Source organism: Deltaproteobacteria bacterium (assembly GCA_016874755.1).
Taxonomy (GTDB): Bacteria; Desulfobacterota; Binatia; order UBA9968; family UBA9968; genus DP-20.
This window is the reverse complement of the sequence record VGTH01000022.1, coordinates 59,136-72,311: the sequence shown is the minus strand read 5'-3', so window position 1 is coordinate 72,311 and position 13,176 is coordinate 59,136. Positions and strand designations below refer to the sequence as shown.

Below are 13,176 nucleotides of genomic sequence, written 5' to 3'. Positions count from 1 at the left end.
AAAGTTTCAAAAAACTTCTGGTGCCAAACTTCGTGTCCTTGGTGTCTTGGTGGTGAACCGTTTTTTGCTCTTCTGCCACGCTCACGTTTCGATGATATAAGGCAGCACCACGGGCCGCCGTTCCAGTTTCTTGCGGAAATAGCGCCGCAGCGTCTTGCGCACTTCTTCTTGCAGCTCGGCCGGGTCGGTGCGGCTTTCTTTGTTTAGCCCGTTCAACGTTTCCAGCACGGCTTTGCGCGCCTGCTCCAGCACTTCTTCGCTCTCTTCCGGGCTCATGAAGCCGCGCGAAATCAGGTCCGGCCCGGCGACCAGCTCGCCGGTCTGTTGATGGATCGCCATGACCGCTAGCACCATGCCGTCTTCCGATAAATGGCGGCGGTCGCGGATGACGATGTCGCCGACGTCGCCGACGCTGTTGCCGTCGACGAAAACCCGGCCCACTTGTATGGGCTTGGTCTTTGCGGCGCGGTGTTTGTCAATTTCCAACACGTCGCCGTCTTCAAGGATGAAGCAGTTTTCCACCGGCACACCGACGTCCTGGGCGAGCTGGCGATGCTTGCACAGATGGCGGTACTCGCCGTGGATCGGCACGAAGTAGCGCGGCCGGGTCAACTGCAGCATGATCTTCAACTCTTCTTGGCTGGCATGGCCGGAAACATGGATCTCGGAAACCTTTTCGTAGTGCACCTCGGCGCCCCGCCGGTAGAGGTGGTTGATCATGTTGGAAATGGTCTTTTCGTTGCCGGGAATAAACTTCGACGACAATATTACTGTATCGCCGCTCGTGACTTTGATGGTCTTGTGATCGTCCAGCGCAACCCGGTGCAAAACGGACAAGGGTTCGCCCTGGCTGCCGGTGGTCAATAGAGTTACGCGGTCCGGCGGCAAATCCGACCAGCGCTCGCTGTCGTTCATGATGCCGCGCGGCAGGTGGAGATAGCCGAGATCGCTGGCCACCTGGCAGTTGCGAATCATGCTCCGGCCGCTCAAGACCACGCGCCGATCGCAGCGCTCGGAAATTTCCATCACTTGCTGAATGCGCGGGATGCTCGACGAAAAAGTCGAGACCAGCACTTTGCCGGTGCTGCCGGCGATGATCTGTTCTAAATTGCTGGCGACCTCGCGCTCCGATGGCGTGTGGCCGCGCCGCTCGACGTTGGTCGAATCCGACAGCAATAAGAGCACGCCCTTTTCGCCGTAGGCGGCAAAGCGCTGGAAGTCGAACATTTCGCCTTCCATGGGCGTGTTGTCGATTTTGAAATCGCCGGTGTGAATAATGACGCCGGCCGGGGTTTCGATGGCGAGCGCCAGGCAATCGACCAGACTGTGGGTGACGCGGATGCCTTCGATCTTGAACGGGCCGACGGCCCAGGGTTCGCCGGCGGTGATTTCGTGGATATCGGCGCCGTCTTCGAGGTCGTGTTCTTTGAGTTTGTTAGCTAGTAAACCCAGCGTCAGACGCGAGCCGTAGATCGGCACGTCAAAATGCTTCAAAACGTAGGGCAGGGCGCCGACGTGGTCTTCGTGGGCGTGGGTCAAAATGATCGCTTTGAGCTTGTCGCGCTGTTCGAGCAGGTAGCCGATGTCGGGGATGACCAGGTCGATGCCCAAAAGATCGGCGCCGGGAAACATCAGGCCGCAATCGATGGCGATGGCGTCGTCGCCATACTCGACCAACATCATGTTGAGGCCAAACTCGCCCAGGCCGCCGAGGGGGATGATTCGGATCGGTTCCATAATAATTAAGTTGTCGGTTTCTCCAGCGGCATTGCGGCCAGATCGCCTTGTTCGCGCCGATTGGCGGTGGTGTTCGCGTCTCTGCCGTTGAGATGCGACTGGATCGTGTCGCGCACCTGGTTCGACAGCAGGCGCAGGTTGCCGGCGCGAAAACCTACCACCGACACCGGTTTATCCACGGTTACTTCGATGGTTCCGGGGCGGAGCTGGAACGCGCCGGAGGGCAGCAGCCGTCCGCTGCCGTTGATCGTCACCGGCACGATCGGCTTACCCGCCTGGGCCGCCAACAAAAAGCCGCCTTTCTTGAAGCGCTGCAGCTTGCCGTCGCGGCTGCGCGTGCCTTCGGGGAAAACCACAATCGAGATGCCGGCGGCCATTCGTTCCTGGGCTACTTTCAAGCTGCGCACCGCGCCCTGCGGATCGTTGCGATCCACCGTTACGTGTTTGGTCGCCCACATGGCCCAACCGAAGAAGGGCACCTTTAGTAGTTCTTTTTTGGCGACCCAGCGCAGCTGAAACTGCGGCAAGCTTTGCACCAGCACCGGGATGTCGACGTTGCTCTGATGATTGACCATGAAAATATATGGTTGGCGCGGGTCGATATGCTCCAGCCCTCGGACTTTGAGCGACACGCCGCCGGCCCATAGAATGATCCAGGTCCAAAAACGATTGACGCGATAGGCGACCTTGCCATGGCGCTCGAACAGCCCGATCGTGATGGTCGTTAACGCCAACACAATCGTGACCGCTGCAAAGAACATCAGCTTGAGCCCGTAGATCATCAAGATTTAGTTAATTTGTTAGTGGCAAATCTGCGAAAAACAGAAATAAAGCTTAATGCAGGGTAGAGCAAAAAGCAATCTGGCAGGCACTCACGAATTGAGGCAGGTCACATCGTTTCAAGGGTGTCGATGCCGAGCAGGTCGAGGCCAGCTTTGATGTATCGGGCGGTGAGGTAACAGAGCAGCAGCCGGGTCGGGCGGATCTCGTCGTCCGCTTTGAGGACGGGCTGCGATTGATAAAAGATATTGAATCGGGTCGCCAGGTCGTAGAGATAGCTCGCCAGCAGATGTGGCCTGAGCGTGCGCTCGACGCCAAGCAAGGTGTCGCCCAGGCGGATCATCTGCTTGGCCAGGTCCAACTCCTGCGGTTCACGCAGCTGGATTTTCATGTCGCCGGACGGCTGCCAGGTCTCCAGCTCGCCGCGGCGAAAGACTGAGCGGATGCGCGCGTAGACATATTGCAGATAGGGCCCGGTGTTGCCGTCGAGGGCGAGCATCTTGTCCCAGCTAAAGCGATAGTCGGTGGTGCGGTTTTGCATCAGGTCGGCGTATTTCACCGCGCCCATGCCGACGACGTGGGCGATGCGCGCCAGATCGGCTTCCAGTAAGTCCGGGTTCTTGCTGCGGGCGATCGCCTGAGCACGTTCTTCGGCTTCGTCGAGCAGCGCTTCGAGCTTGATCGGCTCGCCCTCGCGGGTTTTGATCGGCTTGCCGTCGTCGCCCAAGATGGTGCCGAAGCCGACGTGTTCCATCGACATTTTCAATCCCCAGCGGCGCGCCGCGCTGAAGAGCTGCTTAAAATGGAGCTGCTGGCGATTGTCGACGACGTAGATCACCCGGTCGGCGTGAAAAGTTTCGGCGCGATATTTGAGCGTCGCCAGATCGGTGGTGGCGTAGAGAAAAGCGCCGTCCTGCTTCTGAATCAAGAACGGTGTGCCGGCGAGCTCGGGTTGGTCTTCGTAAAAAACGCAGATCGCCCCTTCGCTCGGTTTCGCCAGCCCCTTGTCGAGCAACTCTTGAACGACGTTGGCGAGCTGCGGGTTGTAAAAACTCTCACCGAGCCAGTGGTCGAACGTGACCTTGAGGCGCGAGTAAACCCGTTCGAAAGCTTGGCGTGACACGGCCATGAACTCCTGCCACAGAAGGGTGTTGTCGGGGTCGCCCTTTTGTAGTTTGGCCAACTCCTCGCGCGCCTGTGCGGCAATCGCGGGCTCGGTTTTAGTCTTGGCCTGGATCGCTTTGTAGATACGCTCCATTTCCGCCAGCGGATCGCGTTCGAAGGCCGCTTTGTCGAGGAGCGTGCGATAGCCAACGATCAACATGCCAAACTGCGTGCCCCAGTCCCCAACATGGTTGTCGGTGATGACTCGGTGACCGAGAAAGCGCAGCACGCGCGCCAAGGCGGCGCCGATGATGGTCGAGCGGATATGGCCGACATGCATCGGCTTGGCAATATTCGGCGCGCTGTAGTCGACGACGATGGTTTCGGGTTTGGCGACAGTTTCAACGCCTAAACGCTGATCGAGCGCCGCGGTTAGAATCGCCTTGGCGAGCCACTCGGCATGCAGGCGCAAATTGATGAAGCCCGGACCGGCGACTTCCCAGCTGGCGGGCACGTCGCTAGGGTTCAAGTGCGCCAAAGCATCCTGCGCCAATTGGCGCGGATTCATCTTGTGCGCCTTGGCCGCCGCCATGACACCGCTCGCCGAGTAATCGCCGCGCTGCGGATCGCCGGTGGCACTGACTTGCGCCGCCGTCGGCGCGCCACAGGCGGCGCTCAGCGCGGCTGAGACTTTCTCTTCCAATAACTGCTCAATGGTCGGCATGACGGGTGAAGCATCTATTGGGACATAAGAGCGCGACAGTCGCAAGGGGGCGGTATTTCGGAGTCGCGCGGCTTGCGCAAATCTTGTTGCCGACAAAGATTCCAATCGCGCCGCGCCGGGCTCTCTACGGGGAATCCCGCTTTGTAGTTGTTTGACTCTGCAAATCGCCGGCGATAACTTGCGGCTAAGTTTTAGCGCCGTCGGAGGCAAGCATGTCGGTTAACAAAGTCATTCTCGTCGGTCGCTTGGGCAAAGATCCCGAAGTGCGTTTCACCAACACCGGCAGTGCCGTCGCCAATTTCTCGCTGGCCACCTCCGAACAGTGGAACGACCGCGATGGCAAACGTCAGGAGCGCACCGAGTGGCACAACATCGTGGTCTGGGGCAAGCAGGCCGAGACCTGCGGCCAATATCTCTCCAAAGGCCGCGAGGTTTACATCGAGGGCAGCATCCGCACCCGGAGCTACGACGATAAAAACACCGGAGCAAAACGCTACATCACCGAAATCGTCGCGCAAAACGTCAGGTTTCTCGGCAGCGGCGGCGGCACGCGCGTGCCCCAGCAGCAGATGGGCGACGACATGGGCATGGCTGGTGGGATGGGCGGCGGCCAGCCGCCGATGGATGACGACGTGCCGTTCTGATCGTCCGCTTTCGCTCCCGCTTTTAGCTCCTCCTGTTCAGGCGACGCGATTGCGGTGTTGTCCCGCGAGAAACGCTGCGATGTTTTCTTTGACTTCGCTGAGCAGCCGTTCGCGCGCTTCGCGCGCGCTCCACGCCGTGTGCGGTGTGACCATCAGGTTGGAGAGTTCTCTTGCGGCAACGATCATCGGGTGATCGGCGGGCGGCGGCTCTTGGGTGATAACGTCGACGGCGGCGCCGGCGATGCGTTTGTGGCGCAGGGTTTCGATCAGCGCGGCTTCGTCGACCAAGGCGCCGCGGGCGGTGTTGATCAGAAACGCGGTCGATTTCATGGACGCTAACGTTTGCCCGTTGATCAGGTTTTTTGTTTGCGGCGTCAGCGGACAGTGCAGGGTGATGACATCGGCTTCGCGGAACAGGCGATCGAGAGGCACTCGATCGCTGGGTGGTGCCGAGCCGCCGGGGCGAGCGCCGACGAGAATTTCCATGCCCAGCGCGCCGGCGATCTTGGCGACGGTTTTGCCGATGTTGCCGTAGCCGATGATGCCGAGTTTTTTGCCGTGCAATTCGACCTGCGGGTAGGTGAGGAGTGTGTAGACAGGACTACTTTGCCAGGCGCCGGCTTTGACGTCGGCGCTGTTGCTGCCAATACGGCTGGCCAACTCTAGGAGCAGCGCAATGGTGAATTGACCCACCGCTTGGGCGGCGTAGCCCGGCACGTTGCAGACTTTGACGCCGCGCTTGGTTGCTGCGTCTTTGTCGATGACATCGGTGCCCGTAGCTGCGACGGCGATCAGTTTGAGCTCTTCCGCTGCCGGACTGTTCAGAATCGTTTTGTCGAAGGCGACTTTATTCGTGACCGCGATGTTATGTCCGGTAATCCGCGCTGCTGTCTCAGTGGCTTGCGTCACTTGATGCACGGTGCACGGCCAGCGGTCGGTGAACTGTGCTAGCGACATGTCGCCGAACGTCGCGGCGTCGAGAAAAACGATTTTGGGCGCCACGGTCATTTCCCCGGCTTCTCCTGTTTTTCGAGCTGCTTGGCTTCGTCCCAGTAGCGGTCCATCTCGGCGAGATTGGCATCTTCGATGCGCTTGTCGGCCGCACGCAGCCGCGCTTCGATGTGATGAAAGCGTTTGGTAAAGCGATCGACGGTCTGGGCTAGAACCTCTTCTGCTTCCACGTCGAAGAAGCGCGCCAGATTCACCGCGGTGAAGAGCAAGTCTCCGAGCTCCTCTCCAGTGCGAGTCTGGTCGCCGCTCTGCGCGGCTTCTCGTAATTCACGCACTTCCTCATCGAACTTGCCCCAGACCTCATCGACGTTGGGCCACTCGAAGCCGAGATGGGCGGCGCGGCGCGAAATCGACTGCGCCCGCGCCAGTGCCGGCATCGCTCTGGGAACATTGCCCAGTGCCGATTTGCTTTCGCCCTCTTTTTTTTCGTTTGCCTTGAGTTGAGCGCGCTGTTTGAGCGCCGCCGCCGGATCTTCGGGCAGTGGTTCGCCGGCGAAAACGTATGGATGGCGCCGTACCAGTTTGTCAGTAAGGATTTCGATGACATCTTTGATGGTGAAACGGCTCTCTTCGCGGGCGATCTGCGCGTGAAAAATCACCTGCAGCAGCACATCGCCCAGTTCTTCCTTGAGTTTTTTGGTCTCGCCATCGTCGATGGCGTCGAGCAATTCGTAGGTTTCTTCGAGCAGGCAGGGCTTGAGCGAAGCGTGGGTTTGTTCTTTGTCCCACGGGCAGCCCGTCTCACTGCGCAAGCGCGCCATGACGTTCAGTAGTTCAGTGAATTTCTGTTCGGTGTCGCGATCGCTCACATTGAACCTCTCGGATGCGGATTATCTCGCGCAGGGGCGCTGGGGGCGCGGAGTGAAGAGCTATGAAATCCTGGAACCACTCTTGCGAACTCTGTGTTCTCGGTGTCTCGGTGGTGAATTCTTCCGCTCTGCTGCGCGAACTTTTCACATGCACGGTTTCCATGTTATGCAACTGGCGCGAGCAGTTGATATTACGTGCCCGCTAAATTGATGTCCAGAAGAATAGAAAGGTGCATGCGTTATGCCGACAGTGACGGTCGATGGCATCGAAACTTACTATGAAGTTCACGGCTCGGGGACGCCGATCTTGATGTGCGCGCCAGGCGGCTTTGACGCGACCATCGATAAGTGGCGTGTTGCCAGCGCCTGGACCGGCATCGATGCCATCGCGGCGCTGGCGCGGGAGCATGCTGTCATTCTCTACGACCGGCGCGAGTGCGGCCAGTCGGGCGGTCGAGTCGAGCGGCTGAGCTGGGCGAGCTACACGCAGCACGGCAAAGCGCTGCTCGATCATTTGAAGCTGGGCTCCGCCTACGTCATGGGTGGCTGCATGGGCTGTTCGGTGGCGCTGGCCGTCGGTGTGCATTATCCCGAGGCGACGCGCGGTCTGATTTTACACTGGCCGGTGGGCGGTTATCGTTGGAAAGTGAACAGCCAGGCGCGCTTCATGCGCCATTACGAGTTCGCCAAGCAGAATGGCATCAATGGTGTCATCGAACGGGCGCGCGGCGGTAAATCGTTTTGGCTCGACCCGGAAGCTGGGCCGTGGGCGACCAGCATCGCGCGCAGTAAAGAGTTCGCCGAGAGTTTCGCCAAGCAAGATCTCGATCGCTATTTGAGCTTGATCGTCACCAGTGGCCGGACATTATATGACCGCGATACCGCCACCGGCGCCGAACCTGAAGAAGTGCTGGGCGTCAAAGCGCCGGCGCTGATTATTCCCGGCGACGATGCCTCGCACGCCACCTCCGGCGCGCACTATCTGCGCGAGCTGTTGCCGAAAAGTGATTTTCGCAACGTCATGCCGCCGGAGCAGACGACCCGGAAGATTTGCGATTGGGTGTTGGAGTTCTGCCGGAAGAATCCGTAGTGGAGCTTGGGAATGCGGTAGTCTGACTTCTCCTCAGATGGTTTCCTCGCTTTAGCAAGGGCAGACGATGAAAAATTGAATACCCCCGAGTCGCCCAATAGACCCCTCCCTAAACGCCCCCAGCCCGGACTATTCATCGCTGCGGCGCGATCGAAGTGAAACTCTTCCGGAGCGAAGGCAACAGATATCCGCTGCGACGCCGCCTTGTAGGGGCGACCGCCGGTCGCCCTGCTCTGCGAATCGCAGTGAAAAGGCCGAAGAGATGCCCAGCATCGGCGCATTAAACCGAACGATTTGCGCTGATGCCTGCGCTCCTCCAGAGTTCCACTTCGATCGACGCAGTGTCATGGGTTTTCCCCGTCGCATGAATAATTCGGGCTAGCTTTTCATAGCCCGTAGAGCCGCCGCGGGTTGTCGTCCAAAATTTTCTTTTTCACCGGGTCGGTGACTTCTGGGTTGGCGCGAAAGATATCGATGGCGTCGACCTCGCTCGAAGCGTCGGTATGGCCATAGTCGGTGCCGATGACGACGTTGTCTTCGCTGGCGTAGCGCAGCACGAAGTCGAAGTCGTCGTTGGTCTCCGTCGTGACGTAGATATTGAAGTCTTTGAACGGCAGTTTGGGAAAGCCTTTGCTGCCACTGCGGCGCGTCGCTTCTTTGACCACCCAGGGGACCCATTGTGCCGACGCTTCGACGAAGCTCCAGCGCAGTTTGGGGAAAACTTTCGGCAGCTCGCTCATCATCAGCGACAAACAGGTGATCACCGTCGGCACCCGGAACTGCGCGAAGCCGCCCATTTTATCATAGCGCGGTTTGAACTGATCCATCAGCGCCGGACTGCCGTTGGCAATGTGCACCGCGATGGCCATATCGAGCCGGCTTGCTTCTTCGTAGATCGGATAAAAATAGGGGTCGACCAGATGCCGATCGTTTTCGAAGGGGCGCAGACTGACTGCCACCGCGCCGTTCTCTTTGGCGAAGCGCATTTGCTGAACTGCCTCGCTTGGCGTCATCGCCGGCACGACACACGAATAGCGCAGCCGATTCTTGCCCGCCTTCCACATGTCGGCCATCCAGCGGTTCCACGAGCCGCACAGGGCGATCTCCGCGTCAGGTTTGTCGGCGACGCGGGCGATCCACATGGTGTTGAATAGCACCTGCACGTCGATGCCGAGCCGGTCCATGTGCGATAACCGCAGTTCGACATCGCGCAGCTCGCGCGCGCCTGCGGCGGTCTTCAATTCGCGGCCGGTTTCTTTTGAGAGCGCGATCAATTCCTGCTCGGTCAACGTCGGCGGACGGAAGCCCACCGATTTCCCTTCGCAGAACCAGTACTGCATGTTGGGGTTATCGGTGGAACTGAAAAGCTGCGGGCGAAACTTCTTGTCGGAACCATCCATGTAGCTCCAGGTCTGTTCGGTTTCCACCACGTGGGCGTCGGCGTCGATAATCATAAGTGCTCCTCTGGCTCGGCGATCGTTCATGGTTATAATACTCAAAGCGATAGGTTGGTCAATAAGGAGCGGTTGCGCCGGGAAACGGCTCGTGGCAGTGTGTGCGAAATTTAACAAGTCCGATGAGCTGGAGCGCGTTATGGGAAATCGTTGGTCAATCAAATCGGCGCGGCCGGCGGCGATCCGCGGCCAGTTTGCCTATCTCGACGAGAAAGAGTTTCGCAAGGTGAAAACCGCCGATCCCAACGACTTCTACGACAACTCGTTAGTCGATGCTCTCGCGAATTCTGGCTTTCTCAAGAATCTTGGCATGAAATAGGGCGCGGCTAACCGGAAATATAACCATGGGAGTGCAAACCCGCAGAGATATCGTTTACCTCGCGTTGGCCGGCTTCTTCGTCACCAACGCCATCCTCGGTGAGCTCACCGGCGGCAAGCTGTTTACCTTGGGTCCGTTTACGTTGAGCATCGGCGTGATCCCGTGGCCGGTGGTGTTCATCGCCACCGATTTGATCAACGAATACTTCGGCCGCGAAGGCGTCAAGCGCCTGACCTTCATGACCATTGCGCTGATCGTCTACGCTTTTGTCGTGCTGTTTCTCGCCATGCAGGTGCCGGCCGCTTCGTTTTCGCCGGTGACCGACGCGCAGTTTACCGCGGTATTCGGCCAATCTTTGTGGATCATCGTCGGCAGCGTCGCGGCGTTTGCCATAAGCCAATTGGTCGACGTGTTTATTTTTTGGCTGGTGCGCAATAAGACCGGTGGACGCTACCTTTGGATGCGCGCCACCGGCTCTACGGTAGTATCACAACTAATCGATAGTATCGTCATTATCGGTATTGCATTCTGGCTGCCGGGGAAAGTCCAGACCTCCGAGTTTCTTACCGTGGCGGCGTCGAACTATTCATTTAAATTGATAGTAGCTTTGTCGGTGACACCGCTCCTCTATGCCGGCCATGCTGTGATTGATCGCTTCCTGGGCGCTGAAGAGGCACACGAGCTGATCGAGCAATCGGCCAAGGCAAGTGATTAGACCTGCCGCTCGCGCTTGGCCTGCCATGCGCTTGCTTTTATGGCGCGACTCCTTCTCGTTCTGTCGGCTTACAGACTATCGTCCTGCCCATTCGTTTACACTTGACATCGCCTCTTCAGTTTGAATAGGAATAGGAGCCGCAGCAGGGCTTTAGCTCTACCTGTTCGACCGTATTATTCAGCAGGTCGGTCTAGTCCGTTCGACCGATATTTTCGCAACTTTGGTGACCTGCAATCACCTGAGCCAAAGGCACCGAGATGGACAACCGTGAATCTACTGCGAGTAGTTCCACCCTTCGTGATCGACTGTCACGGTTCATCCTACTTGGTCTGCAGCTTTTCTTACTGCTGGTCACGATCCGGCAGTTTCAGATCGAAAGCAGCGCATTTGTTCGTATTATCGTTTTGGCTTTCGGTGGGTTCGCTGTTCACTACTTTCTGCCGTTGTCCCTAAAGCTGCCCTTTTTTGCCCTCCTTTCTGTTGTCGGTATTGGCCTTATTTTCGGGCCGGTTCAAGCGGCTTGGTTAATTGGCCTGGGCTGCATGTTGATCACGATCTGTCATCTCCCGTTCAGTATGCGGGCGCGGGTGGGCTTGCTTTTGTGCGCCACCGCTCTTCTAGCGTTGCTGCGGGTCGGTTGGTTGCCGGCTCCGTGGTCGCCGGCGATTTGGCCGATTCTAGGCGCCATGTTCATGTTTCGCTTGATGATCTACGTTTACGATCAGGCCCATGAAAACGAACCATTTTCCTGGCCGCGCGCATTCTCCTACTTTTTCATGCTGCCCAACGTGTGCTTTCCCATGTATCCGGTGGTGGACTACAAGGCCTTTCGCCGCAACTATTTCGATGCCGAAGAACATGCCAGCTACCAGCAGGCGATTGTCTGGATGACGCGCGGTGTCGTCCATCTGATCCTTTACCGTCTGGTCTATTATTATCTGACCGTAGCACCCACGGAGATCGCCAACTCAGGGGATTTGCTCCAATTCATCGTCTCGAACTTTCTGCTTTATCTGCGAATCTCCGGCCAGTTCCACCTGATCATCGGTCTATTGCGTTTGTTCGGCTTCAACCTGCCGGAGACGCACCACCTTTATTATCTGTCGTCGAGCTTTACCGATTTTTGGCGCCGAATTAACATCTATTGGAAAGACTTCATGATGAAGCTTTTCTACTACCCGGTCTATTTCAAACTGCGCGCCAAAGGCGATCTACGCGCCATCGTGCTGTCGACGCTTTTTGTTTTTTTCATGACCTGGGTGCTGCACGCTTACCAGTGGTTCTGGCTGCGCGGCACGGTGTTGTTGTCCGGCCCCGATGCGTTGTTCTGGGGCATCCTCGCGCTGTTTGTCGTCGGCAATTCGCTTTACGAGATGAAGCACGGCCGTGAGCGCAGCGTGGGCAAGTACCGCTTCCAGTTCGTGCCGTTCCTGCGGCGCGCGCTCAACACGACCGGCATGTTTCTTTTGATTTGCGTTTTGTGGTCGCTGTGGTCGAGCGAAACCGTGGAGGAGTGGCTCGCGTTGTGGGAGACCGCAAACAAGATAACCGTGAAGACCGTTGGGCTTTTGCTCGCCATCGTTTTGGTGCTGTCGCTGGGCGCTGAATATTCCGTGTACCGCGACAAACAGTCGAAGCTCAAGCGCCCGCCCGCCACGCTATTTAACCGCGCGACGGTGGGCAATGTGGTGTTTCTTGCGGCGCTTGCGCTGGCCGGCATTCAGGAGGTTTACCTGCATCTGGGGCCGCAGGCGGCTACTTTCGTCAACACCTTGCGCTCGGGACGGCTGAGCCGGCTCGACGTGGCGATGATGGAAAAAGGCTACTACGAAAACTTGAACCGGGTGGAGCGCTTCAATAGCCAACTCTGGGAGTTGTATATGAACCGGCCGTCGACCTGGCTCGACGTGGCTGGCACTGGGTTGGATCGCTTTACCGGAGATTTTCTTCATAGGGAATTGGTTCCGTCCTTTGTCGCGATGTCGAGCCACGGCCCAGTGCGCACCAACCGTTGGGGCATGCGCGACCAAGACTACGAAGCCAAACCGGCGCCGAACACTTATCGGATTGCACTACTCGGCGCCTCGTCCGTGATGGGCTGGGGCGTGCGCGATAATGAAACCTTCGAAGCGTTGGTTGAAGAACGTCTCAATCAAAATAACGTGGGCAAACCGTATCAACGCTACGAAATTCTCAATATGGCGGTGCCGGGCTATCAGCCGGTGCAGCAGCTGCTGGTGGTCGAAAAAGCTTATTCCTTTGCGCCCAACGCGGTGCTCTACGTGGCCACAGGCCGCGAGGCGTCACGATCGGCGTCATATCTGGCGGAAGTGACCGCGAAGAACATCGCCGTGCCGTTCGCGCCGCTGCGCGAAATCATCGCTAAAGCGGCGGTGCCGCCGAAAACGGCCGAGGCCATCGGCACGCGCCGGCTGATGCCGTTTCGCCATGAAATTCTCACCTGGACCTATCGCTACATCGTCGACGAGTGCCGTGAGCGCGGCATCGTGCCGCTGTTCTTGTTTTTACCCCAGGTCGAACAGGGCGATTGGGTCGAGGAGACCCCGGAAATTCTGCGCATCGCGCGCGCCGCGGGGTTTGTCGTTGCCGATCTCAGCGACGTCTATCAAGGCCACGAGATCAATACGCTGCGGATTGCCGATTGGGACAATCACCCAAATGCCAACGGCCACCGCCTGGTGGCCGAACGGCTTTACACGATTCTGAAAGAGCACAAAGATCAACGTGTGGCAGCGCTGTTTTCCAAGAGCACCCGGTAAAAGGAGCCC

At 58.2% G+C, this 13,176-nt stretch carries 11 protein-coding genes; 5 read left to right on the top strand and 6 right to left on the bottom strand.

What is annotated here, in order from left to right; genetic code table 11:
* Positions 1 to 81: 81 nt before the first annotated feature.
* From FJ145_14740 to argS, 3 genes are all read right to left on the bottom strand, one after another.
* Positions 82 to 1,737, bottom strand: a complete 1,656-nt coding sequence (locus tag FJ145_14740; protein MBM4262674.1) for a ribonuclease J — start codon at positions 1,735 to 1,737, stop codon at positions 82 to 84.
* A gap of 5 nt (positions 1,738 to 1,742) precedes the next feature.
* A complete protein-coding gene (locus tag FJ145_14735; protein MBM4262673.1) occupies positions 1,743 to 2,519 on the bottom strand; it encodes a 1-acyl-sn-glycerol-3-phosphate acyltransferase in 777 nt (258 codons plus the stop codon).
* A gap of 107 nt (positions 2,520 to 2,626) precedes the next feature.
* On the bottom strand, positions 2,627 to 4,345 hold the full coding sequence (gene argS / locus FJ145_14730; GenBank protein MBM4262672.1) for an arginine--tRNA ligase: 1,719 nt from the start codon (positions 4,343 to 4,345) through the stop codon (positions 2,627 to 2,629).
* 212 nt (positions 4,346 to 4,557) lie between these two features.
* Between argS and FJ145_14725 the strand changes: the two genes are divergently transcribed.
* Positions 4,558 to 4,989 (top strand): single-stranded DNA-binding protein, encoded by a 432-nt coding sequence (locus tag FJ145_14725; protein ID MBM4262671.1) that lies wholly within the window; start codon positions 4,558 to 4,560, stop codon positions 4,987 to 4,989.
* 36 nt (positions 4,990 to 5,025) lie between these two features.
* Here FJ145_14725 and FJ145_14720 read toward each other — a convergent pair whose 3' ends face one another.
* Both FJ145_14720 and mazG read right to left on the bottom strand, forming a co-directional pair.
* Positions 5,026 to 5,997 (bottom strand): D-2-hydroxyacid dehydrogenase, encoded by a 972-nt coding sequence (locus FJ145_14720; GenBank protein MBM4262670.1) that lies wholly within the window; start codon positions 5,995 to 5,997, stop codon positions 5,026 to 5,028.
* Entirely contained in the window at positions 5,994 to 6,809 is an 816-nt protein-coding gene (mazG, locus tag FJ145_14715) for a nucleoside triphosphate pyrophosphohydrolase (protein ID MBM4262669.1), read from the bottom strand. Before mazG ends, FJ145_14720 begins: the two co-directional genes overlap by 4 nt.
* Before the next feature lie 241 nt (positions 6,810 to 7,050).
* Between mazG and FJ145_14710 the strand changes: the two genes are divergently transcribed.
* The gene (locus FJ145_14710; GenBank protein ID MBM4262668.1) at positions 7,051 to 7,899 is read left to right on the top strand and encodes an alpha/beta hydrolase; all 849 of its coding nucleotides are present in this window, start codon (positions 7,051 to 7,053) and stop codon (positions 7,897 to 7,899) included.
* A gap of 386 nt (positions 7,900 to 8,285) precedes the next feature.
* Here FJ145_14710 and FJ145_14705 read toward each other — a convergent pair whose 3' ends face one another.
* A complete protein-coding gene (locus tag FJ145_14705) occupies positions 8,286 to 9,383 on the bottom strand; it encodes a hypothetical protein (protein MBM4262667.1) in 1,098 nt (365 codons plus the stop codon).
* Positions 9,384 to 9,492: 109 nt separating this feature from the next.
* Between FJ145_14705 and FJ145_14700 the strand changes: the two genes are divergently transcribed.
* The 3 genes from FJ145_14700 (at position 9,493) to FJ145_14690 (ending at position 13,167) form a co-directional block, all read left to right on the top strand.
* The gene (locus FJ145_14700; GenBank protein MBM4262666.1) at positions 9,493 to 9,672 is read left to right on the top strand and encodes a hypothetical protein; all 180 of its coding nucleotides are present in this window, start codon (positions 9,493 to 9,495) and stop codon (positions 9,670 to 9,672) included.
* A 25-nt stretch (positions 9,673 to 9,697) separates the two neighbouring features.
* A complete protein-coding gene (locus FJ145_14695) occupies positions 9,698 to 10,387 on the top strand; it encodes a queuosine precursor transporter (protein MBM4262665.1) in 690 nt (229 codons plus the stop codon).
* Positions 10,388 to 10,929: 542 nt separating this feature from the next.
* A complete protein-coding gene (locus FJ145_14690) occupies positions 10,930 to 13,167 on the top strand; it encodes a hypothetical protein (GenBank protein ID MBM4262664.1) in 2,238 nt (745 codons plus the stop codon).
* Positions 13,168 to 13,176 lie beyond the last annotated feature (9 nt).